Origin of the sequence: Streptomyces sp. NPDC048644 (genome assembly GCF_043199105.1) — a bacterium.
GTDB lineage: Bacteria > Actinomycetota > Actinomycetes > Streptomycetales > Streptomycetaceae > Streptomyces.
This window is the reverse complement of the sequence record NZ_JBICVO010000001.1, coordinates 249,664-272,554: the sequence shown is the minus strand read 5'-3', so window position 1 is coordinate 272,554 and position 22,891 is coordinate 249,664. Positions and strand designations below refer to the sequence as shown.

Annotated in this window: 28 protein-coding genes; 21 read left to right on the top strand and 7 right to left on the bottom strand. The window is 72.0% G+C overall.

Annotation, left to right across the window (positions count from 1 at the left end; genetic code table 11):
- Positions 1–54: 54 nt before the first annotated feature.
- Both ACGFNI_RS01240 and ACGFNI_RS01235 read right to left on the bottom strand, forming a co-directional pair.
- Positions 55–801, bottom strand: a complete 747-nt coding sequence (locus tag ACGFNI_RS01240) for an LON peptidase substrate-binding domain-containing protein (RefSeq protein WP_393679452.1) — start codon at positions 799–801, stop codon at positions 55–57.
- 130 nt (positions 802–931) lie between these two features.
- Positions 932–2,533 carry an oxidoreductase gene (locus ACGFNI_RS01235; RefSeq protein WP_393679451.1) on the bottom strand — a complete coding sequence of 534 codons (1,602 nt, stop codon included), beginning with the start codon at positions 2,531–2,533 and terminating at the stop codon, positions 932–934.
- Positions 2,534–2,773: 240 nt separating this feature from the next.
- Between ACGFNI_RS01235 and hisD the strand changes: the two genes are divergently transcribed.
- From hisD to ACGFNI_RS01180, 11 genes are read left to right on the top strand one after another with little or no spacing between them, the layout of a single operon-like run.
- Positions 2,774–4,123, top strand: a complete 1,350-nt coding sequence (hisD, locus tag ACGFNI_RS01230; protein ID WP_393679449.1) for a histidinol dehydrogenase — start codon at positions 2,774–2,776, stop codon at positions 4,121–4,123.
- Positions 4,120–5,283, top strand: a complete 1,164-nt coding sequence (locus tag ACGFNI_RS01225) for a histidinol-phosphate transaminase (protein ID WP_393679447.1) — start codon at positions 4,120–4,122, stop codon at positions 5,281–5,283. Before hisD ends, ACGFNI_RS01225 begins: the two co-directional genes overlap by 4 nt.
- On the top strand, positions 5,280–5,873 hold the full coding sequence (gene hisB, locus ACGFNI_RS01220) for an imidazoleglycerol-phosphate dehydratase HisB (RefSeq protein ID WP_393679446.1): 594 nt from the start codon (positions 5,280–5,282) through the stop codon (positions 5,871–5,873). The genes ACGFNI_RS01225 and hisB overlap by 4 nt, the downstream gene beginning before the upstream one ends.
- Positions 5,870–6,034: a hypothetical protein gene (locus ACGFNI_RS01215; RefSeq protein WP_393679444.1), complete on the top strand. Its 165-nt coding sequence runs from the start codon at positions 5,870–5,872 to the stop codon at positions 6,032–6,034. Before hisB ends, ACGFNI_RS01215 begins: the two co-directional genes overlap by 4 nt.
- Positions 6,031–6,672: an imidazole glycerol phosphate synthase subunit HisH gene (hisH, locus tag ACGFNI_RS01210; RefSeq protein ID WP_393679442.1), complete on the top strand. Its 642-nt coding sequence runs from the start codon at positions 6,031–6,033 to the stop codon at positions 6,670–6,672. The genes ACGFNI_RS01215 and hisH overlap by 4 nt, the downstream gene beginning before the upstream one ends.
- Positions 6,672–7,400 carry a bifunctional 1-(5-phosphoribosyl)-5-((5-phosphoribosylamino)methylideneamino)imidazole-4-carboxamide isomerase/phosphoribosylanthranilate isomerase PriA gene (priA, locus tag ACGFNI_RS01205; RefSeq protein WP_393679440.1) on the top strand — a complete coding sequence of 243 codons (729 nt, stop codon included), beginning with the start codon at positions 6,672–6,674 and terminating at the stop codon, positions 7,398–7,400. The genes hisH and priA overlap by 1 nt, the downstream gene beginning before the upstream one ends.
- 23 nt (positions 7,401–7,423) lie before the next feature.
- Positions 7,424–7,813, top strand: coding sequence for a RidA family protein (locus ACGFNI_RS01200; protein ID WP_393679438.1), 390 nt, complete (start codon positions 7,424–7,426; stop codon positions 7,811–7,813).
- 12 nt (positions 7,814–7,825) lie between these two features.
- Positions 7,826–8,581, top strand: a complete 756-nt coding sequence (gene hisF, locus ACGFNI_RS01195) for an imidazole glycerol phosphate synthase subunit HisF (protein WP_393679436.1) — start codon at positions 7,826–7,828, stop codon at positions 8,579–8,581.
- A gap of 40 nt (positions 8,582–8,621) precedes the next feature.
- Positions 8,622–8,891 (top strand): hypothetical protein, encoded by a 270-nt coding sequence (locus tag ACGFNI_RS01190; RefSeq protein ID WP_393679434.1) that lies wholly within the window; start codon positions 8,622–8,624, stop codon positions 8,889–8,891.
- Positions 8,884–9,174: an SH3-like domain-containing protein gene (locus ACGFNI_RS01185; RefSeq protein ID WP_393679433.1), complete on the top strand. Its 291-nt coding sequence runs from the start codon at positions 8,884–8,886 to the stop codon at positions 9,172–9,174. Before ACGFNI_RS01190 ends, ACGFNI_RS01185 begins: the two co-directional genes overlap by 8 nt.
- On the top strand, positions 9,164–9,754 hold the full coding sequence (locus ACGFNI_RS01180) for a nitrile hydratase subunit alpha (protein WP_393679431.1): 591 nt from the start codon (positions 9,164–9,166) through the stop codon (positions 9,752–9,754). Before ACGFNI_RS01185 ends, ACGFNI_RS01180 begins: the two co-directional genes overlap by 11 nt.
- A gap of 15 nt (positions 9,755–9,769) precedes the next feature.
- Here ACGFNI_RS01180 and ACGFNI_RS01175 read toward each other — a convergent pair whose 3' ends face one another.
- The 3 genes from ACGFNI_RS01175 to ACGFNI_RS01165 are packed head-to-tail and all read right to left on the bottom strand — an operon-like array spanning position 9,770 to position 13,249.
- A complete protein-coding gene (locus ACGFNI_RS01175; RefSeq protein WP_393679430.1) occupies positions 9,770–10,552 on the bottom strand; it encodes a succinate dehydrogenase/fumarate reductase iron-sulfur subunit in 783 nt (260 codons plus the stop codon).
- Positions 10,549–12,543: a fumarate reductase/succinate dehydrogenase flavoprotein subunit gene (locus ACGFNI_RS01170; RefSeq protein WP_393679428.1), complete on the bottom strand. Its 1,995-nt coding sequence runs from the start codon at positions 12,541–12,543 to the stop codon at positions 10,549–10,551. Before ACGFNI_RS01170 ends, ACGFNI_RS01175 begins: the two co-directional genes overlap by 4 nt.
- 1 nt (position 12,544) lies before the next feature.
- On the bottom strand, positions 12,545–13,249 hold the full coding sequence (locus ACGFNI_RS01165) for a succinate dehydrogenase cytochrome b subunit (protein WP_393679426.1): 705 nt from the start codon (positions 13,247–13,249) through the stop codon (positions 12,545–12,547).
- Between the two features lie 95 nt (positions 13,250–13,344).
- Between ACGFNI_RS01165 and ACGFNI_RS01160 the strand changes: the two genes are divergently transcribed.
- The gene (locus ACGFNI_RS01160; RefSeq protein WP_393679424.1) at positions 13,345–14,238 is read left to right on the top strand and encodes a LysR family transcriptional regulator; all 894 of its coding nucleotides are present in this window, start codon (positions 13,345–13,347) and stop codon (positions 14,236–14,238) included.
- Positions 14,239–14,248: 10 nt separating this feature from the next.
- Here the strand turns inward: ACGFNI_RS01160 and ACGFNI_RS01155 are convergent, their stop codons facing one another.
- Positions 14,249–14,881: a TIGR03085 family metal-binding protein gene (locus ACGFNI_RS01155; RefSeq protein ID WP_393679423.1), complete on the bottom strand. Its 633-nt coding sequence runs from the start codon at positions 14,879–14,881 to the stop codon at positions 14,249–14,251.
- Between the two features lie 87 nt (positions 14,882–14,968).
- Positions 14,969–15,148 carry a hypothetical protein gene (locus tag ACGFNI_RS01150; RefSeq protein ID WP_393679422.1) on the bottom strand — a complete coding sequence of 60 codons (180 nt, stop codon included), beginning with the start codon at positions 15,146–15,148 and terminating at the stop codon, positions 14,969–14,971.
- A gap of 82 nt (positions 15,149–15,230) precedes the next feature.
- On the opposite strand from ACGFNI_RS01150, the gene hisI reads away from it, so the two are divergent.
- The 9 genes from hisI (at position 15,231) to trpA (ending at position 22,777) form a co-directional block, all read left to right on the top strand.
- Positions 15,231–15,644 (top strand): phosphoribosyl-AMP cyclohydrolase, encoded by a 414-nt coding sequence (hisI, locus tag ACGFNI_RS01145; RefSeq protein ID WP_393679420.1) that lies wholly within the window; start codon positions 15,231–15,233, stop codon positions 15,642–15,644.
- A gap of 11 nt (positions 15,645–15,655) precedes the next feature.
- Entirely contained in the window at positions 15,656–17,179 is a 1,524-nt protein-coding gene (locus ACGFNI_RS01140; protein WP_393679418.1) for an anthranilate synthase component I, read from the top strand.
- 73 nt (positions 17,180–17,252) lie between these two features.
- On the top strand, positions 17,253–17,900 hold the full coding sequence (locus ACGFNI_RS01135; protein WP_393679417.1) for a TIGR02234 family membrane protein: 648 nt from the start codon (positions 17,253–17,255) through the stop codon (positions 17,898–17,900).
- Between the two features lie 86 nt (positions 17,901–17,986).
- Positions 17,987–18,226, top strand: a complete 240-nt coding sequence (locus tag ACGFNI_RS01130; protein WP_393679415.1) for an HGxxPAAW family protein — start codon at positions 17,987–17,989, stop codon at positions 18,224–18,226.
- A 140-nt stretch (positions 18,227–18,366) separates the two neighbouring features.
- On the top strand, positions 18,367–18,879 hold the full coding sequence (locus ACGFNI_RS01125; RefSeq protein WP_393679413.1) for a DUF2752 domain-containing protein: 513 nt from the start codon (positions 18,367–18,369) through the stop codon (positions 18,877–18,879).
- Positions 18,880–19,052: 173 nt separating this feature from the next.
- The gene (trpC, locus tag ACGFNI_RS01120; protein WP_393679411.1) at positions 19,053–19,862 is read left to right on the top strand and encodes an indole-3-glycerol phosphate synthase TrpC; all 810 of its coding nucleotides are present in this window, start codon (positions 19,053–19,055) and stop codon (positions 19,860–19,862) included.
- Positions 19,863–20,037: 175 nt separating this feature from the next.
- Positions 20,038–20,184: a tryptophan biosynthesis modulator TrpM gene (gene trpM, locus ACGFNI_RS01115; protein ID WP_393680300.1), complete on the top strand. Its 147-nt coding sequence runs from the start codon at positions 20,038–20,040 to the stop codon at positions 20,182–20,184.
- Between the two features lie 506 nt (positions 20,185–20,690).
- On the top strand, positions 20,691–21,941 hold the full coding sequence (gene trpB / locus ACGFNI_RS01110) for a tryptophan synthase subunit beta (protein ID WP_393679410.1): 1,251 nt from the start codon (positions 20,691–20,693) through the stop codon (positions 21,939–21,941).
- The gene (gene trpA, locus ACGFNI_RS01105) at positions 21,941–22,777 is read left to right on the top strand and encodes a tryptophan synthase subunit alpha (RefSeq protein WP_393679408.1); all 837 of its coding nucleotides are present in this window, start codon (positions 21,941–21,943) and stop codon (positions 22,775–22,777) included. Before trpB ends, trpA begins: the two co-directional genes overlap by 1 nt.
- Positions 22,778–22,891 lie beyond the last annotated feature (114 nt).

The following is a 22,891-nucleotide window of genomic DNA, read 5'->3' as shown; positions in this document are numbered from 1 at the left end:
TGAGGTGCCTCGCGTCGGTGGGGTGGCAACGTCGGTACGCCCGCCGGGCGTACGTCAGTTGGGGCTGGTCGGCTTCCGGGTCAGGTCCACGGCCGGCAGCGAGGGGAGCTTACCGAGCACCGCCGACTCCTGGCGAAGGACTTTCAGCTCCTCGCCGAGCCGGGCCGCGGTGTCCGGCGCCTCCAGCAGCCGCTGCTTGGCCGGCACGTCCAGGACGGCCGCCGCGGCGACCAGATACGACAGCACCGACGGATCGGCCGGCAGGTCCTGCCCGCTGGAGAGCGTCCGCTCGTTCGCCCAGGCAAGACGCTTCTGGTAGGTGCGGAAGGCCCGCACGACACCGGCGGCCAGGGTGCCGGCGCCGTCGCCGGGATCCTCGTCCAGCTCTTCCATCTCGGCGGTCAGATACGGGCCCGACGCGTCCACCGACAGCAGCCGGAAGCGGGTGGTGCCGGTGGCCAGCACCTCGTAGCCGGTGTCCTCGTCCGACGACTTGGCCCGGATCGTCGCCGCGTCCGCGAGGCAGCCCACGGCGTGGAAGGCGGCCATCGGCTCGTCGCCGAAGCCGGCGGCGGGGCCCTGGGCGGCCGGGACCGTCGCGTCGGGCATGCCCTGGGCGGTGGGCGCCACCTCGCGGCCGTCCCTGATCGCGATCACGCCGAAGCGGCGGTCGTCATCGGGGAGCGCGTCGAGGTCGCGCATCATCGCCCGGTACCGCGACTCGAACACGTTCAGCGGGAGCACGAGCCCCGGGAACAGCACCGAGTTCAGCGGGAAGAGCGGTAGGCGTACGGAGGTCACAGCCGGTAAGCCTAGAGGAGCGCGTCCGGCGCCGTGCCCGCCCCCCGGGCGGAGGCCGTGCCTCCGCGTCCGCGCCCGGACGGCGTACACCGGGGCGCGGCGCCCGGGAGCAGCCGCGCCACCGGCCCCGCTACTGCCGCCGCAGCAGCCGTGAGGCGCCCGCGGCGACCGTCGTGGCCAGGATCCAGCCCGTGATGATCATGACGGCGGCCACCCACTGCGCACCGCCGCCCGGATTCCACGCGGCCCCCTGATTGAGGTCGATCACCGGCAGCAGCAGATCGAGCGCGTACAGGTACGGGTTCCACGGCGGCGCCTCGTCCGCCTTCAGCGCCGGGGGAGGCGAGTGGGCGAAGTACGCCGTGCCGATCGCCCACAGGATCGCCATCCACACCGCGGCCCGGCCAGGGCGGTAGCCGTAGGCCACCGTCCAGTCCTGGAGGAACCCCCACGCCTTGGCGGCCAGCGGCAGCGTCTCCCGGCGCCGCCGCTGCTTGGCCAGCAGCACCTCCCGCGCGTCGGCGTCCTCGCCGCTGACGCGCAGCGCCGTGGCGAGCATCTCGTACGGCTCCGGCGCGTATTCCGGTGTCGCCGCGGCCACCCACTGGATCCGCAGCGCCAGCGGGAAGTGCCCGCGCGGTATCAGCGTCTCGTAGGTGAAACCGGCCATCCACAGCCCGCCGAGCCCCGGCCAGCTCGCCGCCTTGTCGACGAGATTGACGACCCGGGCGCCGGAGAGGATCACCCGGCCGCGCTGCGGACGCTCCCCGAGGAACCGCAGCTCGGGCGTCTGGATGCGGCGCAGCGACAGCTCCTGGTCGGACTCCATGATGAAGCGCGCGTGCTCCATGTCGACCGCGTCCCCGAACCGCCCGTCGTCAAGACGCATCCCGCCCTCGCACTCGAAGCGCTGCATCCGGGTGCCGCGCGGGGGCGTGTGCGCGAGGCCGTACGGGGGAGTGGCGCTGCTGGAGAACGGCGAGTTCGCCAGGCCGGCCGCGGTCAGATGCAGGGTCCGCTCGACGGTCAGCTGCGGGGCGTTCAGCGCCCGGCGGCCGAACGGATTGCTCAGCCGGCTGCCGCGCAGGCTGAGCGACACGCCGACCGTCGCACCGCGCAGCGACAGTTCGCCGTACGACTCCATCATCTCGGCCTGGAGGTCCTGGGCGACGGTCAGCCCGTCCGCCATGATCGACCTGCCCTGCCGGTCCTTGTGCACCACGATCTGGTTGAGCAGCAGGTCCGTGCCGATGTGCGCATCCGTCAGCCGGATGCCGGAGTGCACCACGCAGCGCGGCAGATGCAGATCGCCCTCGGTCTGCAGCCGCGCCGCCTCCACCCGGGGTATCGCGCAGTTCACCAGCCGCAGCGTCGTGAACCGGCTTTCCGGGAGTACCACTTCGCCCTCGAAGCGGCAGTCCCGCAGCTCCACGAATGGCTTGATCGCGCCGCCCGCGAGGTCGAGGATGTCGGTGATGTACGCGCCGGTGACCTTCAGCGCGGGCACCCGGCCCGGCTGCGGCGGCGGCCCGTCCAGCAGCAGCAGCGCCACCACACGGGCCCGCACCCGGCGGTCCGGACCCCACAGATGCTGCCCGTGCGGATCGTCCCTGGCCGCGTCCCCGATGTGCAGATCGCAGGTGCTGCCGTTACGGAACGCCTGCCACATGCTCCATTCCGCCGATGTCAGCTGCAGATCGGCCGGCGCGTCGCCGTCCCCGGGCTCGGTCACTGCGTGTTCCCCCTTTCGTTCTCCGTACGGATCCGGCGCGCCCCGCCGCCCTCCGTACCGGTCGTGTACGGGCCTGCGTCCGCCTGTACCTGGCCCATTCCCGCCCGGTGAACGCCTGAACACGGGCGGTCAGGGCCAACTCCGGTCAACTTCGATCGGCAGGTCCGGGCCGTGCGGCGCGTTGTATCACTCAGTGATACGGACAACGGGACGCCGGGGCGGGTCTGAGACACTGGGAGGGTGATCTCCCGAATCGATCTGCGCGGTGACGCCCTTCCCGAGGGCGGCGCCCTGCGCGACCTGCTGCCCCGTGCCGAGTTCGACGTGGAAGCCGCCCTGGAGAAGGTGCGGCCCATCTGCGAGGACGTACGCCATCGTGGCACCGCCGCGCTGATCGACTACGCGCGGCGGTTCGACGGTGTCGAGATCGAGCGGGTACGCGTCCCGGCCGACGCCCTGGACCAGGCCCTGAAAGAGCTGGACCCGGCCGTCCGCGCCGCCCTGGAGGAGTCCATCCGGCGCGCCCGGATCGTCCACCGCGAACAGCGCCGCACGGACACCACCACCAAGGTCGTCCCCGGCGGCACGGTCACCGAACGCTGGGTGCCGGTCGAGCGGGTCGGCCTGTACGTCCCCGGCGGTCTGGCGGTCTACCCGTCGTCCGTCGTGATGAACGTCGTCCCGGCCCAGGAAGCCGGCGTCGACGGCATCGCCGTCACCTCCCCGCCCCAGAAGGAGTTCGGCGGCCTTCCGCACCCCACGATCCTCGCCGCCTGCGCGCTGCTCGGCGTCGACGAGGTCTACGCCGCCGGCGGCGCCCAGGCCATCGCGATGTTCGCCTACGGCACCGATGAATGCCGCCCGGTCAACCTCGTCACCGGCCCCGGCAACATCTTCGTCGCCTCCGCCAAGCGCCTGCTCAAGGGCCGGATCGGCATCGACGCGGAGGCCGGGCCCACCGAGATCGCGGTGCTCGCCGACGCCACCGCCGACCCCGAGCACGTCGCGTCCGACCTGATCAGCCAGGCCGAGCACGACACCCTCGCAGCCGCCGTCCTGGTCACCGACTCGCCCGCGCTCGCCGACGCCGTCGAGGCCGCCCTCGCGCCGCAGGTCGCCGCCACCAAGCACGTCGAACGGGTCACCGCAGCCCTGGCCGGGCAGCAGTCCGCGATCGTCCTCGTCGACGGCATCGACGCGGGCCTGAAGGTCGTCGACGCCTACGGAGCCGAGCACCTGGAGATCCAGACCGCCGACGCCCCCGCCGTCGCCGCCCGGGTCCGCAACGCCGGCGCCGTCTTCGTCGGCCCCTACGCCCCGGTGTCGCTCGGCGACTACTGCGCGGGCTCCAACCACGTCCTTCCCACCGGCGGCTGCGCCTGCCACTCATCGGGCCTGTCCGTGCAGTCCTTCCTGCGCGGCATCCACGTCGTGGACTACTCCCGCGACGCGCTCGCCGAGGTCGCCCATCATGTGGTGACCCTCGCCGATGCCGAAGACCTTCCGGCCCACGGCGCGGCCGTCATGGCGCGTTTCTCCGAGGAGGAGCGCGAGAATCGCAACGGCTGGAAGGTCCCACAGAACAAGTGAGCAGGCACGTGACCCGCACCCCCGCTGCGACCCGCATCGACGATCTCCCCATCCGTGACGAACTGCGCGGCAAGTCGCCCTACGGCGCACCGCAACTCGACGTCCCGGTCCGTCTGAACACCAACGAGAACCCCTACCCGCTGCCCGAGCCGCTGGTCAGGCGGATCGCGGAACGCGTCACCGAGGCCGCCAGGAACCTCAACCGCTACCCCGACAGGGACGCGGTCGAACTGCGCACCGGCCTGGCCGCGTACCTCTCCCGCACCGGCGGCCACCACGTCACCGCCGACCAGGTGTGGGCCGCCAACGGCTCCAACGAAGTCATCCAGCAGCTGCTGCAGACCTTCGGCGGCCCCGGCCGCACCGCGCTCGGCTTCGAACCGTCGTACTCCATGCACGCGCTGATCTCGCGCGGCACCGGCACCGGCTGGATCGCCGGAGCCCGCAACGACGACTTCACCATCGACGTCGACGCGGCCCGCGCCGAGATCGCCGCGCACCGGCCCGACGTGGTCTTCATCTGCTCGCCCAACAACCCCACCGGCACCGCCGTCGACGCCGAGACCGTCCTCGCGCTGCACGACGCGGCCCAGGCCGCCAGGGCGGACACCGCGGGCGCCCTCGTCGTCGTCGACGAGGCGTACGGCGAGTTCAGCCACCGCCCCTCGCTGCTCCCGCTGATCGAGGGCCGCCCCAACCTCGTCGTCTCGCGGACCATGTCCAAGGCGTTCGGCGCCGCAGGGCTGCGCCTGGGCTACCTGGCCGCCGACCCCGCCGTCGTCGACGCCGTGCAGCTGGTGCGTCTCCCGTACCACCTCTCGTCGGTCACCCAGGCCACCGCGCTCGCCGCCCTGGAGCACACCGATACCCTCCTGAAGTACGTCCAGCAGCTCAAGACCGAGCGGGACCGCCTGGTCACCGAGCTGCGTGCGATCGGCTGCGAAGTCGTCGCATCCGACGCCAACTTCGTGCAGTTCGGCCACTTCGACGACGCGCACGTCGCGTGGCAGGCCCTCCTCGACCACGGCGTACTGGTCCGGGACAACGGAGTACCGGGATGGCTGCGGGTCACCGCCGGCACCCCGGAAGAGAACGACGCGTTCCTCGACGCGGTACGCGCGCTGTTCAAGGAACGCAGCTTGAAGGAGAACGAGCGATGACCCGCGTGGGACGCGTGGAGCGCACAACCAAGGAAACGTCGGTACTGGTCGAGATCGACCTCGACGGCACCGGCCAGGTCGACGTGTCGACCGGGGTCGGCTTCTACGACCACATGCTCGACCAGCTCGGCCGGCACGGCCTCTTCGACCTCAAGGTCAAGACCGACGGCGACCTGCACATCGACACCCACCACACCATCGAGGACACCGCACTCGCGCTGGGCGCCGCCTTCCGGGAGGCGCTCGGCGACAAGGTGGGCATCTACCGCTTCGGCAACTGCACCGTCCCGCTGGACGAGTCGCTCGCCCAGGTCACCGTCGACCTCTCGGGCCGCCCCTACCTCGTGCACACCGAGCCCGAGCCGATGGCGCCGATGATCGGCAGCTACGACACGACGATGACCCGGCACATCTTCGAGTCGTTCGTCGCGCAGGCCCAGATCGCCCTGCACATCCACGTACCGTACGGACGCAACGCCCACCACATCGTGGAGTGCCAGTTCAAGGCCCTGGCACGGGCCCTGCGGTACGCCAGCGAACGCGACCCGCGCGCCGCCGGAATCCTCCCCTCCACGAAGGGTGCCCTGTGAACGGCCTGTCGACCGCCTTCATCCTGGTCGGTCTCTTCCTCATCGGCGGTGTCTACTCCTTCTGGAAGCAGAAGCTTCCCAAGAGCCTGATCACGCTGCTCGCCATAGGCTCCGCCATGTGCCTGGTCGCCGGCGTGCTGCGGCTGGAGGTGTGGAATTGACGGCCCCGAAGAAGGTCGTGGTCTTTGACTACGGCTTCGGTAACGTCCGCTCCGCCGAGCGCGCCCTCGCCCGCGTCGGCGCCGACGTGGAGATCACCCGCGACTACGAGCGGGCGATGAACGCCGACGGGCTGCTGGTCCCCGGCGTCGGCGCGTTCGCCGCCTGCATGCGCGGCCTGCGGGACGCCCGCGGCGAGTGGATCATCGGCCGCCGGCTCTCCGGCGGACGCCCGGTCATGGGCATCTGCGTCGGCATGCAGATCCTCTTCGCCCGCGGCATCGAGCACGGCGTTCAGACCGAGGGCCTCGACGAATGGCCGGGCACCGTCGGCCCCCTCAAGGCCGACGTCGTCCCGCACATGGGCTGGAACACCGTCGACGCCGCCGAGGGAAGCCGCCTCTTCGCGGGCCTCGACGCCGGTGACCGCTACTACTTCGTGCACTCCTACGCGGCGCGCGAGTGGGAGCTGGAGGTCGGCAACGCGCACATCACCGCGCCCAAGGTCAGCTGGGCCACCCACGGTGAGCCCTTCGTGGCCGCGGTCGAGAACGGCCCGCTGTGGGCCACCCAGTTCCACCCCGAGAAGTCCGGCGATGCCGGTGCCCAGCTCCTGAGCAATTGGATCGAGACTCTGTAATGCCGCACCCGAAGCTCGAACTCCTCCCCGCCGTCGACGTCCGCGACGGCCAGGCCGTCCGTCTCGTGCACGGCGAGTCCGGCTCCGAGACGTCCTACGGCGACCCCCTCCAGGCCGCCCTGGCCTGGCAGCAGGCGGGCGCCGAGTGGCTGCATCTCGTCGACCTCGACGCGGCCTTCGGCACCGGCGACAACCGCGCCCAGATCGCCGAGGTCGCCCGCTCCATGGACATCAAGGTCGAACTGTCCGGCGGCATCCGCGACGACGCCTCGCTGGCCGCCGCGCTCGCCACCGGCTGCCGCCGCGTCAACCTCGGCACCGCGGCACTCGAAGCCCCCGAGTGGGTCGCCAAGGTCATCGCCGAGCACGGTGACAAGATCGCGGTGGGTCTGGACGTCCGCGGCACGACCCTGCGCGGGCGCGGCTGGACCCGCGACGGCGGCGACCTGTACGAGACGCTGGCCCGGCTCGACTCCGAGGGCTGCGCCCGCTACGTCGTCACCGACATCAACAAGGACGGCACCCTCCAGGGCCCCAACGTCGACCTGCTCAAGAACGTCTGCGCGGCCACCGACCGGCCGGTCGTCGCCTCCGGCGGCGTCTCCTCGCTCGACGACCTGCGGACCCTCGCGGCTCTGGTGCCCGAAGGTGTCGAGGGCGCGATCGTGGGCAAGGCGCTCTACGCGAAGGCGTTCACCCTGGAAGAGGCGCTGGCAGCAGTGTCGTGACGGTGTAACCGAAAGGCGGCGTGATGACCATCGAGCGCGTACGGACCGGAAGTTCCTGGGAAGAGGCCATCGGCTTCGCACGCGCCGTGGCGGCCGGCGACCGCGTCCTGGTCGCCGGCACCATGCCGCTGGTGGACGGCGTGCTCCAGGGCGAGGGCGACCCTTACGAGCAGACGAAGACCGCCTTCGGCAACGCCATCGCCGCCCTCACCCCGTTCGGCCTGGGTGCCACCGATGTCCTGCGCACCCGCATGTATCTGACCCACGCACGCGACGTCGACGCCGTCGGCCGCGCCCACCACGAGCTGTTCGGCGCCGCCCCGCCCGCCGCGACCCTCGTCGTGGTCTCCGGCTTCCTCGACTCCCGTGTCCTGGTCGAAGTAGAACTCGAAGCTTTCAAGCAACCCTCCTAAGGAGCCGTGACCATGACCCTGGCGGTCCGAGTCATCCCCTGCCTGGACGTGGACAACGGCCGGGTCGTCAAGGGCGTGAACTTCCAGAACCTGCGCGACGCGGGCGACCCCGTCGAGATGGCCAAGATCTACGGCGACGAGGGCGCCGACGAGCTGACCTTCCTCGACATCACCGCCTCGTCGGGCAACCGCGAGACCACCTACGACGTGGTCCGCCGCACCGCCGAGCAGGTCTTCATCCCGCTCACCGTCGGCGGCGGGGTGCGCACCCCCGAGGACGTCGACAAGCTGCTGCGGGCCGGTGCCGACAAGGTCGGCGTCAACACCGCGGCCCTCGCCCGCCCCGACCTGATCCGCGAGATCGCCGAACGCTTCGGCAGTCAGGTCCTGGTCCTCTCCGTCGACGCCCGCCGCACCGAGAGCGGCTCCTTCGAGGTCACCACGCACGGCGGGCGCCGCTCGGCCGGCGTCGACGCCGTCGAATGGGCCCACCGCGCCGCCGAGTTGGGCGCCGGCGAGATCCTCCTCAACTCCATGGACGCGGACGGCACCAAGGACGGCTACGACGTCGAGATGATCCGGGCGGTCCGCGCGCACGTCAGCGTCCCCGTCATCGCCTCGGGCGGCGCCGGCCGCCTCGCCGACTTCCCGCCCGCCGTCGACGCCGGAGCCGACGCGGTGCTCGCCGCCTCCGTCTTCCACTTCGGCGACCTGCGCATCGGCCAGGTCAAGGACTCGCTCAGGGACGCCGGGCACCCGGTTCGCTGAACCCGGCCGGTGTCCGCCGCGGACCGCGTAGGCTCCGCCCATGAGCCGGGTCAATGATGTGGGCGGGCAGACGGGGTTCGGGGCGCTGGAGATCGAGGCGGACGAACCGCCGTTCCACGCCGACTGGGAGGCACGGGTGTTCGCGCTGAACTCCGTGCTGGTGCGCAACGGCGTCTACCGCCTCGACGAGTTCCGTGACACCGTCGAACGGCTGCCGCCCGCGGAATACCTGGCGGCGTCCTACTACGAGCGCTGGCTGGCCGCCATCGAGACCCTTCTGGAACGCCGTGGGGTGAGCGCGGGTGACTGAGTTCCGGGCGGGGGAGCGGGTGCGGGTACGCGCCACCGACCCTGTGGGGCACACCCGCGCGCCACGGTACGTACGCGGGCACACCGGGCGGATCGTCGAGACGCAGGGCCGCTGGGAGCTGGCCGACGAGGTCGCGGCAGGGGTCGCGGCCCCCCGCGTGGAGCCCGTCTACACCGTCGCCTTCGCCGCCCGCGACCTGTGGGGCACCGGAGCGCACGAGGTCACGGTCGACCTCTGGGAGTCGTACCTGGAAAAGACGGAGAGGACGCGGGATGAGCGGTGAGCACGCGAGTGTGCCGGTGGCGGCGCGGGTCAGGCGGCTGGAGGAGCGGCTGATCGACGCCGGAGTGGTCGGCCAGGACCAGCTGGACGCGGTCCTCGCCTCGATGCTCAAGGGCGCCACCCCGCTCAACGGCGCCCGGATCGTGGCCCGCGCCTGGAGCGACGACGGCTTCCGCGCCCGGCTGCTGGCCGACGCCAACGCCGCGCTGCCCGAGGTGGGCCTGTCGATGCGGGGCGGCATCCAGGAGCAGCGCCTCAAGGTCGTGGCGAACACCCCGCGCACCCACCACGTCCTCGTCTGCACCCTGTGTTCCTGCTACCCCATCGGCCTGCTGGGCCCCTCGCCGTCCTGGTACAAGAGCGAGGCGTACCGCTCCCGCGTGGTCCGCGAACCCCGCGCCGTGCTCGCCGAGTTCGGGCTGCACCTGCCCGACGACACGGCGATCACGGTGTGGGACTCCAGCGCGGAGAGCCGCTACCTCGTCCTGCCGCGGCGGCCCGACGGCACCGGCGGGCTGACCGAGCCGGAGCTGGCCGCGCTCGTCACCCGGGAGGGGCTCATCGGCACCGCCGCGGTCTGACACCGGCTCCGGGCATCAGCGGCGCTTGCGGGCGGCCCGCACGAACTCCCGGTTCATCGACGTGATGCTGAACAGCGGGATCCCCTTCGGGCAGGCCGTCGCACACTCCCCGGCCAGGGTGCAGCCGCCGAACCCCTCGTCGTCCATCGTGGACACCATGTCCAGGACCCGGGACTCGCGCTCCGGTGCGCCCTGCGGCAGCACGTTGAGATGGTTGACCTTCGCCGAGGTGAACAGCATCGCCGAACCGTTCGGGCAGGCCGCCACGCAGGCGCCGCAGCCGATGCACTCGGCGTGCTCGAAGGCGAAGTCGGCGTCCGGCTTGGGCACCGGCGTCGCATGGGCGTCGGGCGCCGCCCCGGTCGGCACCGCGACGTAGCCGCCGGCCTGGATGATCCGGTCGAACGACGAACGGTCCACGACCAGGTCCTTGACGACGGGGAAGGCCGCGGCCCGCCACGGCTCCACATCGATGGTGTCGCCGTCCCGGAAGGACCGCATGTGCAGCTGGCAGGTGGTGGTGCTTCCCCAAGCTCTCGAATCCGCTTGAGCAGGGGAAACCCCATTCGGACCGTGCGCGTCGCCGTTGATCACCAGGCTGCACGCCCCGCAGATCCCCTCGCGGCAGTCGTGGTCGAAGGCGACCGGCTCCTGGCCGCCGAGTATCAGCTCCTCGTTGAGGGTGTCGAGCATCTCCAGGAACGACATGTCCGGCGAGATGCCCTCGACTTCGTAGGCGGCCATGGCGCCGGGGACATCGGGACTCTTCTGGCGCCAGACGCGCAGGGTGAGCTTCATGCGTAGCTCCGCTGGGTGGGATGGACGTACTCGAAGACCAGGTCTTCCTTGTGCAGAACGGGCGCCCCGGGGCCGCCGATGTCGTCACCGGGGCCTTCACCGGGGCTTTCGCCGTCACCGGCCGCCCGGTACTCCCAGGCCGCCACGTAGGAGAACTCCTCGTCGCGCCGGGCCGCTTCGCCGTCCGGTGTCTGCGACTCCTCACGGAAGTGCCCGCCGCAGGACTCGCTCCGGTGCAGCGCGTCGAGGCACATCAGCTCGGCCAGCTCCAGGTAGTCCACGATCCGGTTGGCCTTCTCCAGCGACTGGTTGAACTCCTCGCCGCTGCCCGGCACCTTGATGCGCCGCCAGAATTCCGCACGGATCTCCGGAATACGCTCCAGCGCCTTGCGCAGCCCGCTCTCCGTCCTGGCCATTCCGCAGAATTCCCACAGGAGTTCACCGAGCTCGCGGTGGAAGGAATCCGGCGTACGGTCCCCGTCGACGGCCAGCAGCCGCGCCAGCCGCTCCTGCGTCTGCCGCACCACCGCCACCGCCTGCGGATGCTCCGCGTCCACACTCCCGTCGTGCGGATGCCGCGCGAGATAGTCGTTGATGGTCGACGGCAGCACGAAATACCCGTCCGCGAGCCCCTGCATCAGCGCCGATGCGCCCAGCCGGTTCGCGCCGTGATCGGAGAAATTGGCCTCGCCGATCGCGAACAGGCCGGGGACGGTCGTCTGGAGGTCGTAATCCACCCACAGTCCGCCCATCGTGTAATGCACCGCCGGATAGATCCGCATCGGTACCTCGTACGGATTCTCCGCGGTGATCCGCTCGTACATGTCGAAGAGATTCCCGTACTTCTCCTCGACCCCGGCGCGCCCCATCCGCGCGATGGCGTCCGCGAAGTCCAGATAGACGCCCTGTCCGCCGGGTCCGACACCGCGTCCCTCGTCACACACGTTCTTCGCGGCGCGGGACGCGATGTCGCGGGGTACGAGATTGCCGAACGCCGGATAGATCCGCTCCAGGTAATAGTCCCGCTCGTCCTCCGGGATCTCCCGGGCCGGCCGCAGGTCGCCCTGCACCTTCGGCACCCAGATACGGCCGTCGTTGCGCAGTGACTCACTCATCAGCGTCAGCTTCGACTGGTGGTCGCCGGTCCGCGGAATGCACGTCGGATGGATCTGCGTGAAGCACGGATTGGCGAAGTACGCACCCCGCCGGTGGGCCCGCCACACCGCCGTCGCATTGGAGTTCATGGCATTCGTCGACAAGTGGAAGACATTGCCGTAACCGCCGCTCGCCAGGACCACCGCATCGCCGAAATACGTGGCGATCCGCCCGCTGATCAGGTCCCGCGCCACGATGCCGCGGGCCCGTCCGTCCACCACGATCAGGTCCAGCATCTCGGTCCGCGGATGCATCTCCACATTCCCCGCGGCGATCTGCCGGGACAGCGCCTGATAGGCGCCCAGCAGCAGCTGCTGGCCCGTCTGCCCGCGCGCGTAGAACGTCCGCGACACCTGCACCCCGCCGAACGACCGGGTGTCGAGCAGCCCGCCGTACTCCCGCGCGAACGGCACGCCCTGCGCCACGCACTGGTCGATGATTTCCACCGACACCTGCGCCAGGCGGTGCACATTCGACTCCCGCGACCTGAAGTCGCCGCCCTTCACGGTGTCGTAGAACAACCGGTGCACGGAATCCCCGTCGTTGCGGTAGTTCTTCGCCGCGTTGATGCCGCCCTGCGCCGCGATCGAATGCGCCCGGCGCGGCGAATCCTGATAGCAGAACTGCACGACGTGATAGCCCTGTTCGGCCAGCGTCGCGCCCGCCGCGCCGCCGGCGAGACCGGTGCCCACCACGAGGACGGTCTGCTTGCGCCGGTTCGCCGGATTCACCAGCTTCGCCTGGAACCGCCGGGCGTCCCAGCGTTCGGCGACCGGCCCGCCGGGAGCTTTCCCGTCGACGAGCGGATCCCCGGTCACGTAATCACTGAAAGTCATCTCACCTCACCCATCCACACAGCACGGCGACCGGCAGCGAAACGAAGCCCGCCGTCAGCACCAGTGCAAGAACATCGGCGACGGTCTTCAGCGCACGGTCACGGGCACGACTGCCCACGCCCAGCGTCTGCGCGGCACTCCAGAACCCGTGCCGGATGTGCAGTCCCAGCGCGAGCATCGCCACGATGTAGAAGGCCGCCACGTACCACCGGTCGAAACTCGCGACGAGATTCTCGTACGGATGCCCGGACTCGGCCCGCGGGTTCACCGTCATCGTCGTCAGATCGAGAATGTGCCAGACGATGAACAGCGCGAGAATGACGCCGCCCCACCGCATCGTGCGCGTGGCATAACTCGCCCGACGCCGCTTGTGCACATATCCCGTCGGCCGGGCCGCGATATCCCGCCGGCTCAGCTGATAAGCGGCCACCCCGTGCGTGACCACACATGCCACGAGCACCACCCGCGCGATCCACAGGAACCACTCGTGGTGCAGGAACGGCTCACCCACCGTCCGCAGCCACCGCCCGTACGCATTGAATTCACCCGCCCCGAAGAAAATCTTGAGATTGCCCAGCAGATGGGCGACCAGATACAGCAGCATCACCACGCCGCTGACGGCCATCGCCGTCTTCTTGCCGACGGTCGAGCCCCACAGCAGGCCCGCGAAGGACGGCCGTCGGTCCGTCCGAGTGTCCAGTGCCATGAGTCCTGACGGTAGGGACGGCCACCCTCATCAGTCCAAGACATGGACCGGCTGATCTCCATAGCCCACGCCTATCGTCGCCTACCATCCCCACCATGCAGCTACAGCAGCTCCGCTACTTCACCGCGGTCGCCGACACCCGTCACTTCACCCGCGCCGCCGACCGCGAACACGTCGCCCAGCCCTCCCTCTCCCAGCAGATCCGCGCCCTGGAACGGGAGTTGGGTGCCGACCTCTTCCACCGCGCCCGCGGCCACATCACCCTCACCGACGCCGGCGAAACCCTCCTCCCGCTGGCCCGCCGCATCCTGGCCGACACCGAAACCGCCCGCCGCGAGGTCCAGGAAGTCGCCAGGCTCCGCCGCGGCCGACTGCGTCTCGGCGCCCCGCCCAGCCTCTGCGCGACCCTCGTCCCCGACGTCCTCAGCGCCTTCCACACCCGCTACCCCGGCGTCGAGCTGATCGTCAACGAGGACGGCTCCCAGGACCTCGTCCGCGCCCTGGCCGCCGGCGCACTCGACCTGGCCCTGGTCATCACGCCGCTCCCCGTCCAGGCCCCCGCCCTGACCACCACCGAACTCCTCCGCGAGGAACTCGTCGTGGTCTCGGCTCCCGGCACCCCCGCCCCGTCGGGCCGCCGCCGCATCCGCGTCGAAGACCTCCGTGACCACCCGCTGGCGATGTTCCGCCGCGGCTACGACCTCCGCGAATTCACCACCGCTGCCTGCCGCGCGGCAGGCTTCGAACCGGCCTTCACCGTCGAGGGCGGCGAAATGGACGCCGTACTCGGCTTCGCCCGCGCGGGCCTGGGCATCGCTGTGGTCCCCAGCATGGTCGCCGAACGCTCCGGCCTGCGCGTCACCCGTTTCGCCACCCCCGGCATGCACCGCACCGTCTCCATGGCACACCGCGGCGACGTCTCACCCCCGCGAGCCGCCAGAGAACTCCAGAACATGCTCCGGACCCACCTGGCCCCCGCCCCCTCATGAACTCCGGCCGTCACACCCCCAACGCGGCCGTCACCACCCGCCCGACGGCCTCCTGATCCCCCTCCAGCGTCACGTCGGCCGCCGCCTGCCGCCCGAACGCGAACAACGTCAGCTCACCCGGCTCACCGACCACCGTCACCACAGGCACCCCACGCCGCGCCACGGCCACCCGCCCGTCCGGCCGCCGCAGCACCAGCCCGACCGGCGACTTCCGCCCCAGCAGCCGCGCCATCTTCTCCAGGCGCGACCACAACACGTCCGAGAACACCGGATCCAGCTCCCGCCGCACCCAGTCCGGCTGCGCCCGGCGCACGTCCTCGGCATGGACGTAGAACTCCACCGTGTTCGACGCCTCGTCGATCTGCTTCAGGGCGAACGGCGACATCCGCGGCGGCCCGCTCCTGATCAGCCCGATCAGTTCATCGAACGGCTTTCGCGCGTACTCCGCCTGCACCCGTTCGAGCCGCCCCGCCAACGGCTTGACGAAAAGACCGCCCGCCGCGTCGGCCCGCCGCTCCCGCACCACGACATGGGCGGCGAGATCCCGGGCCGTCCAGTCCGCGCACAGCGTCGGAGCCGAGGGGCCCGCGCTCTCCAACAGGTCGGCGAGAAGAAGCCGTTCACGCTTCGCATGGGTCGACATACGGCCAGCCTACGACCGCCTCCCGGCCCCTGCCACGCCACCGCACACACACCCGCAGCACCCTCCACGGCCGCCGCCCCGGCCCCGTCATCCCCTCAGCACGACCCCCAGCACCACCGCCACCACCACGGCGGCCCCGAACACCGCCCCCAGCACCACCACGGCGACCTTCGCCGCCCGGTCCTGATCACCCCACGGTCCCGACCCGGACACCGGCTCAGGACCCGGGCGCCCCGACGGCGGCACGGGCGGCTGCGGCGACGACATGCCCAGCAGCATGCCGCACACCCACCGCCCCCGCACCGCACGCCCCACCCGCAGGCCGGGCCCGGCACGGCACAATGGCCCCATGAGCAGCCCCGCCCCCGAAACCACCGCCACCCCCGGCCCCGCCGCCCCCGGCAGCACCGCCCTCGCCCCCGCCGTCGCCGCCCGTCTCAAGCACGGCCCCGACGGACTCGTCCCCGCCATCGCCCAGCAGTACGACACCGGCGAGGTCCTGATGCTCGGCTGGATGGACGACGAGGCGCTGCACCGCACCCTCACCACAGGACGCTGCACGTACTGGTCCCGCAGCCGCCGCGAGTACTGGGTCAAGGGCGACACATCAGGCCACGTCCAGCACGTCAGGTCCGTGGCCCTGGACTGCGACGCCGACACCGTCCTGGTCACCGTCGACCAGGTCGGCGCGGCCTGCCACACCGGTGCCCGCACCTGCTTCGATGCGGACGTACTGATCACCGCGCCCCCCGCCGACCAGTAGGCTCCGCTGCCATGACCACGGGAACCACCGGCACCGCCACTCCGGACCTCGACACCTTCCGCACCCTCGCCAAGGACCGCCGGGTCATCCCCGTCACCCGGCGCCTCCTCGCCGACGGCGACACCCCGGTGGGGCTCTACCGAAAACTCGCGGCCGAACGCCCCGGCACCTTCCTCCTGGAGTCCGCCGAGAACGGCCGCACGTGGTCGCGCTACTCCTTCATCGGCGTCCGCAGCGCCGCGACGCTCACCGCACGCGAAGGACAGGCCCACTGGCTCGGCACCCCGCCCGTCGGCGTGCCCACCGACGGCGACCCGCTCGCCGCCCTGCGCGCCACCGTCGAGACGCTGCACACCCCCCGCGACCTCCTGGAGGACGCGGGCCTGCCGCCCTTCACCGGCGGCATGGTCGGCTACCTCGGCTACGACATCGTGCGCCGCCTGGAGAAGTTCACCGAGCAGACCGACGACGACCTCGGACTGCCCGAACTGACCATGCTGCTCACCTCCGACCTCGCCGTCCTCGACCACTGGAACGGCACCGTCCTGCTGATCGCCAACGCGATCAACCACAACGACCTCGACACCGGCATCGACGAGGCGTACGCGGACGCGGTCGCCCGGCTCGACGCGATGGCCGACGACCTGGCCAGGCCCGCCCCCGCGAGCGCCGCCGCACTCCCGCCGTCCGCGCTCCCGCCGTTCACCGCCGAATGGGGCGGCGCGGCGTTCCAGGAGACCGTCGAGGACATCAAGGAGCGCATCCGGGCCGGCGAGGCGTTCCAGGTGGTGCCGTCCCAGCGCTTCGAAACCCCCTGCACGGCAAGCGCGTTGGACGTCTACCGCGTGCTGCGGGCCACCAACCCCAGCCCCTACATGTACCTCTTCCGCTTCGAAGACGGCGTGGACGTCGTCGGATCGAGCCCCGAGGCGCTGGTCAAGGTCGAGGACGGCCGGGCGACGGTCCACCCCATCGCCGGCACCCGCCCGCGCGGCGCCACCGTCCAGGAGGACCAGGCACTCGCCGACGAGCTGATGGGCGACCCCAAGGAACGCGCCGAGCACCTCATGCTCGTCGACCTGGGCCGCAACGACCTCGGCCGGGTCTGCGCGCCCGGCAGCGTCGAGGTCGTCGACTTCATGTCCGTCGAGCGCTACAGCCACGTCATGCACATCGTCTCGACCGTCACCGGACGCGTCGCCGAAGGACGCACCGCCTTCGACGTGCTCACCGCCTGCTTCCCCGCCGGCACCCTCTCCGGAGCCCCCAAGCCGCGCGCCCTCCAGATCATCGAGGAACTGGAGCCGACCCGGCGCGGCCTGTACGGCGGCTGCGTCGGCTACCTCGACTTCGCCGGTGACTCCGACACCGCCATCGCGATCCGCACCGCCCTGCTGCGCGACGGCACCGCGTACGTGCAGGCCGGCGCGGGAATCGTCGCCGACTCCGACCCGGTCGCCGAGGACACCGAGTGCCGCAACAAGGCAGCCGCCGTACTGCGCGCCGTGCACACCGCCAACCACCTCGGCAGCTGACCCGGCCCCGACGCCGCCGGGCGCGGACCACCCCGCGCCCGGCCACCGCAGGACGTACGCGATAGTGGTACCCGTGAGTGCCGCACCCCAGCCCCGTACAGACGCCGCGCCCGCGCCGGCCGCCCCGCCCCGCAGCGCCCGGCGCAGCCTCGCCGCCGCGCTGCTGCTCGGCGCCGCGGGCGCAGGGCTCGCACTGCTCGCCTCCGGCCGCACCTGGGCCCGCGGCACCGCGGTCCTGGCCCAGGGCGACCTGCCGCGCACCGTGTCCGGCACGGACGTGACCGGCGTGCCGGGCGCCCTCGCCGTCGTCGGCCTCGCCGCCCTGGTCGCCGTCTTCGCGGTACGCAGGGTCGGCCGGTACGCCGTCGCCGCACTGCTCGCCCTCAGCGGCCTCGGCATCGCCGTCGCCGCCGCGCTCGGCAACTCCGACACCGCCGCGCTGCGCGAGAAGGCCGCCACCGCGGTCGGCCTGAGCGGAACCGATGTGCATCACGTCACGCACACCCTGTGGCCCTGGGTGGCCGCGGCCGGCGGCGTGCTGCTGCTGATCGCCGGACTGCTCGCACTGTTCCGGGGGCGCCACTGGCCTGCGATGTCGGGCCGTTACGAGCGCACGGCCGACGGCGCCCGCGGCCCGCGCCGCGCCGCGCAGGCGCCGGACCCGGACCGCCCCGAGGAGATCTGGAAGTCCCTCGACCGCGGTGAGGACCCGACCCGGTAGCCGTGCCCCGTCCGGCATCGGTGACAATGGACGACGAGGTATCACCGCGCCCCGAGACCGGCGCGAAAGAGCTACGAGGAGCATTCATGTCGAGCAGTGGCCACGGACACACCCCCGCCGCATGGACCGGCGTCATCATTTCGTTCATCGGCTTCTGTGTCGCGGGCGCCTTCATCGTGATGGCGAACGTGCCCGGATTCTGGGCGGGCATGGTCCTGATCGGCCTCGGTGCCGTCGTCGGCGGCGTGATGCGGGTGGCCGGCCTCGGCTCGGTCCCGAAGAGCTCCCCGAAGCCCGCGCCCCAGGTCCAGCCGCAGGAAGGCTGACCGACCGCTCGTCCGGCGCCGCACCCCGGCGCCCGGACCGCACACCTCACCGAAGGCGCCGCTCCCCGGCCCCCGTCCGTACGCCCCGTACGGAGGCCGAGAAGCTGCGCCTTCGCGCATGCCGCAGCACAATCGGCAGCGTGAGTGAACCCGTGGCGCAGACCCGGCAGGAACCCGCCGCCGCACCCCTCCGCGAGAGCGTCCCCGCACCCGCCGCGCCCCACCGGCCCTGCGGCCCGCCCGGCGCCCGCCCGGGACCGCTCCGCCGGCTGACGGCGCCCCTCGGCGCCCTGGCGGCCGGCCTCGCCGCCTTCGGCTACGTCGGCGCCGTCGACCCGAACCACCCGGGCCACTATCCCGTCTGCCCGCTGCTGCATCTCACCGGCATCTACTGCCCCGCCTGCGGCGGCCTGCGCAGCGCGCACGCGGTGGCGCACGGCGATCTCGGCACCGCGCTCGAGGCCAACGCCCCGGCCGTGGCCTGCTACGCCGCCTGCGCCGTGTTCTGGGTGGTGTGGACACTCCGCGCGGCCCGCGGCCTGCCCACCGCGGGGCCGCGGCTGGGCGCCGTCCACTGGTGGGCGGCCGGCGCCCTGCTGCTGGTCTTCACGGCCGTCCGCAACCTCCCCTTCGGCGCCGCCCTGACGCCGTGACCTGCGGCCATGTGGCATTCGTCGGCCACCCGCCGATGTCCAGGTGGTGGGACCACGGTCCACCGGATGCGGGACCTGAGCCCCCGGCCGGATACCATCGAAGAGCCTGAGGGGACGTACCCCGCCCCCTGGGCGACTGTTCCCCTCCACCGTTCTAGAAGGAGGCCGCTCGCGTGAGTGTGCTTGACGAGATCATCGACGGAGTCCGCGCCGACCTCGCCGAGCGACAGGCGCGCGTCAGCCTCGACGAGCTGAAGGAGCGCGCCCGGAAGGCCCGCCCGGCCAAGGACGGTGTCGCCGCCCTCAAGGGCGAGAGCGTCACGGTGATCTGCGAGGTCAAGCGCTCCAGCCCCTCCAAGGGCGCGCTCGCCGCGATCGCCGACCCGGCAGGTCTGGCGGCCGACTACGAAGCGGGCGGCGCCGCGGTCATCTCCGTACTCACCGAGCAGCGCAAGTTCGGCGGTTCGCTGGCCGACCTCGACGCGGTCCGCGCCAAGGTCGACATCCCCGTCCTGCGCAAGGACTTCATCGTCACCGCCTACCAGCTGTGGGAGGCCCGTGCGCACGGCGCCGACCTGGCGCTGCTGATCGTCGCCGCGCTGGAGCAGGAAGCACTGGTCTCGCTCATCGAGCGGGCCGAGTCGATCGGCCTGACGCCGCTGGTCGAGGCGCACGACGAGGAAGAGGCCGCGCGGGCGGTCGACGCCGGCGCCCGGATCATCGGCGTGAACGCGCGCAACCTCAAGACCCTGGAGGTCGACCGCGGCAACTTCGCCCGGATCGCCCCCGAGATCCCCGACCACATCGTCAAGATCGCCGAGTCGGGGGTGCGCGGCCCGCACGACCTGATCGCGTACGCCAACGACGGTGCGGACGCCGTCCTCGTCGGCGAGTCCTTGGTCACCGGCAAGGACCCCAGGACCGCCGTCGCCGACCTGGTCGCCGCGGGCTCGCACCCGGCGATCCGGCACGGCCGGTCCTGACCGGCGCGGGCACGAGGACACCGACATGACCGCAGCCGCCACCGGCACCCGCCGCCCCGCCCGGGACACCGACCCGGGCCCGGCCGGTGTGCGCGCCGCGGTGGTTGCCGTCCGGCTGCCGTACCCGGCGCCAGGACCCCGCGCGCGCACGGCGGCGTCCCGCCGGTCCTGCGCGCTGCCGAGCCGCTGCGCGCTGCCGCCCTGGCACCGCGGCTGCCGGGCACCCGCCCGCCGTATCCACGGCCGTCGGGTCAGGTACCACATCGGCTCCGAACCGGGCCAGATCAACGGCATGCGATGGCGCCGGGAGACCACGCGCTGAGACGCGGCGCGTCGCGGCGGGCGCTGAACGGCGGTCGCTTCGGCTGAGGGCTGCCGGTCAGGTGGGCCCGGTGGCGGATGCTGCGCGGGCCGATGCCGGCGCTGTGCGGGTCGGCGTCGGTCGCTGTGCGGGAAGGCTGCTGTCCCTCAAGGGCTGCTGTTCCCAAGGGCTGCTGCCCCCCCCCACCCCCGAACCCACCCCCGCCCCCTCCCCCGTAGGGGGAGAGGGGGGAGGGGGCGGGGGAGCACCAGGGGCGGCAGCGCCTCGCATCGGCGCCGGTCATCGCTTGCTTCGGCGTCGGTCCCGGCAACCGTCCGGCTCCCCCCGGCAACCGTCCGGCTCTGCCCTCCCCGGCAACCGTCCGGCTCCCCCCGGCAACCGTCCAGCTCGCCCCCGGCTCCGCTCGCCACTCGTCGGCCCTCGGATCCCCGGCGTATCCACACGTTCCCGATATCCCAGACACCCCAGATTTCCGGGGCAGTTGCCCCGGCCTAGGAGCGCGTCAGATGTCCTCCGATTTCTTCCTTCCCGACCCCGAGGGGCAAGTTCCCGACCCCACGGGCTATTTCGGTGCCTTCGGCGGCAAGTTCATCCCCGAAGCGCTGGTCGCCGCGGTCGACGAGGTCGCCGCCGAGTACGAGAAGGCCAAGGCGGACCCCGCGTTCGCCGCCGAGCTGGACGACCTGATGGTCAACTACACGGGGCGTCCCAGCGCGCTCACCGAGGTGCCGCGGTTCGCCCGACACGCGGGCGGCGCCCGGGTGTTCCTCAAGCGCGAGGACCTCAACCACACCGGCTCGCACAAGATCAACAACGTGCTCGGCCAGGCGCTGCTCACCAAGCGGATGGGCAAGACCCGGGTCATCGCCGAGACCGGCGCGGGCCAGCACGGCGTCGCCACCGCCACCGCCTGCGCCCTCTTCGGCCTCGAATGCACCATTTACATGGGCGAGGTCGACACCAAGCGCCAGGCACTCAACGTCGCCCGGATGCGGATGCTCGGCGCCGAGGTCATCGCCGTGAAGTCCGGCAGCCGCACCCTCAAGGACGCCATCAACGAGGCGTTCCGCGACTGGGTCGCCAACGTCGACCGCACGCACTACCTCTTCGGTACGGTCGCGGGCCCGCACCCCTTCCCTGCCCTGGTGCGCGACTTCCACCGCGTCATCGGCGTCGAGGCCCGCCGGCAGATCGTGGAGCGGGCCGGCCGGCTGCCGGACGCCGCGGTGGCCTGCGTGGGCGGCGGATCCAACGCCATCGGCCTCTTCCACGCCTTCCTGCCCGACGAGAGCGTCCGGCTGGTCGGCTGCGAGCCCGGCGGCCACGGCGTGGCGAGCGGCGAGCACGCCGCCACCCTCACCGCGGGCACCCCCGGCATCCTGCACGGCTCGCGTTCGTACGTACTCCAGGACGAGGACGGGCAGATCACCGAGCCGTACTCGATCTCCGCCGGTCTGGACTACCCGGGCATCGGCCCCGAGCACTCCTACCTCAAGGACATCGGCCGCGCCGAGTACCGTGCGGTCACCGACGACCAGGCCATGCAGGCGCTGCGGCTGCTGTCGCAGACCGAGGGCATCATCCCCGCCATCGAGAGCGCGCACGCACTCGCCGGGGCGCTGGAACTGGGCCGCGAGCTGGGCCCCGACGGGCTGCTGCTGGTCAACCTCTCGGGCCGGGGCGACAAGGACATGGACACCGCGGCCCGTTACTTCGGGCTGTACGACAACGACGCCACGGGCGCGGGGGAGAAGTGATGGCGGGCAATTCGGGTACACCGGGCAACATCGCGCTGCTGGAGTCGGTGCTGGCGGACGCCCGCGCCGAGAAGCGGGCCGCGCTCGTCGGCTACCTCCCGGCCGGCTTCCCGACCGTGGACGGCGGCATCCGCGCGGTGACGGCCATGCTGGAGGGCGGCTGCGACGTCGTCGAGGTCGGGCTGCCGCACAGCGACCCGGTCCTGGACGGGCCGGTCATCCAGACCGCCGACGACATCGCGCTGCGGGCCGGAGTGAAGATCACCGACGTGATCCGCACGGTCCGCGAGGCACACGCGGCCACCGGGGCGCCGGTGCTGTGCATGACGTACTGGAACCCCGTCGACCGCTACGGCGTCGAGCGGTTCGCCGCCGATCTCGCCGCCGCAGGCGGGGCCGGCTGCATCCTGCCCGACCTGCCGGTCGAGGAGTCCGACGTGTGGCGCAAGGCCGCCGAAGAGCACGGCCTTGCCACCGTCTTCGTGGTCGCGCCGAGCAGCCGCGACGCCCGCCTCGCCAAGATCACCGCGGCCGGCAGCGGCTTCGTCTACGCCGCTTCGCTGATGGGGGTCACCGGCACCCGCGAGTCGGTCGGCCGCGAGGCACAGGAACTGGTCGGCAGGACCCGGGCCACCACGGACCTCCCGGTCTGCGTCGGACTCGGCGTCTCCAACCCCGAACAGGCCGCGGAGGTCGCGCAGTTCGCCGACGGCGTCATCGTCGGCTCGGCGTTCGTCAAGCGGATGCTGGCCGATGAGGACGACCTGGAGGCCGGTCTCGCGGGTGTCCGCGCGCTGGCCGGTGAACTCGCGGCGGGGGTCCGCAAGCGCCGCTAGCAGTGCGTCCGGCCGCCCGCACCGCGCCGGTGCGGGCGGCCGGGCACGGGTGTGCGGCACCGGCGGTTCCGTCCCCCGATAGGGCGAACATCGGGCGGAGGGGGGCAGCGGCAC

Bases quoted from the DNA above. Each gene is read 5' to 3' on its own strand.
- hisB (WP_393679446.1), top strand. From the start codon at position 5,280: ATGACCCGCGTGGGACGCGTGGAGCGCACAACCAAGGAAACGTCGGTA.
- priA (WP_393679440.1), top strand. From the start codon at position 6,672: ATGCCGCACCCGAAGCTCGAACTCCTCCCCGCCGTCGACGTCCGCGAC.
- ACGFNI_RS01200 (WP_393679438.1), top strand. From the start codon at position 7,424: ATGACCATCGAGCGCGTACGGACCGGAAGTTCCTGGGAAGAGGCCATC.
- hisF (WP_393679436.1), top strand. From the start codon at position 7,826: ATGACCCTGGCGGTCCGAGTCATCCCCTGCCTGGACGTGGACAACGGC.
- ACGFNI_RS01190 (WP_393679434.1), top strand. From the start codon at position 8,622: ATGAGCCGGGTCAATGATGTGGGCGGGCAGACGGGGTTCGGGGCGCTG.
- ACGFNI_RS01180 (WP_393679431.1), top strand. From the start codon at position 9,164: ATGAGCGGTGAGCACGCGAGTGTGCCGGTGGCGGCGCGGGTCAGGCGG.
- ACGFNI_RS01175 (WP_393679430.1), bottom strand. From the start codon at position 10,552: ATGAAGCTCACCCTGCGCGTCTGGCGCCAGAAGAGTCCCGATGTCCCC.
- ACGFNI_RS01170 (WP_393679428.1), bottom strand. From the start codon at position 12,543: ATGACTTTCAGTGATTACGTGACCGGGGATCCGCTCGTCGACGGGAAA.
- ACGFNI_RS01165 (WP_393679426.1), bottom strand. From the start codon at position 13,249: ATGGCACTGGACACTCGGACGGACCGACGGCCGTCCTTCGCGGGCCTG.
- ACGFNI_RS01160 (WP_393679424.1), top strand. From the start codon at position 13,345: ATGCAGCTACAGCAGCTCCGCTACTTCACCGCGGTCGCCGACACCCGT.
- ACGFNI_RS01155 (WP_393679423.1), bottom strand. From the start codon at position 14,881: ATGTCGACCCATGCGAAGCGTGAACGGCTTCTTCTCGCCGACCTGTTG.
- ACGFNI_RS01150 (WP_393679422.1), bottom strand. From the start codon at position 15,148: ATGTCGTCGCCGCAGCCGCCCGTGCCGCCGTCGGGGCGCCCGGGTCCT.
- hisI (WP_393679420.1), top strand. From the start codon at position 15,231: ATGAGCAGCCCCGCCCCCGAAACCACCGCCACCCCCGGCCCCGCCGCC.
- ACGFNI_RS01140 (WP_393679418.1), top strand. From the start codon at position 15,656: ATGACCACGGGAACCACCGGCACCGCCACTCCGGACCTCGACACCTTC.
- ACGFNI_RS01130 (WP_393679415.1), top strand. From the start codon at position 17,987: ATGTCGAGCAGTGGCCACGGACACACCCCCGCCGCATGGACCGGCGTC.
- trpB (WP_393679410.1), top strand. From the start codon at position 20,691: ATGTCCTCCGATTTCTTCCTTCCCGACCCCGAGGGGCAAGTTCCCGAC.
- trpA (WP_393679408.1), top strand. From the start codon at position 21,941: ATGGCGGGCAATTCGGGTACACCGGGCAACATCGCGCTGCTGGAGTCG.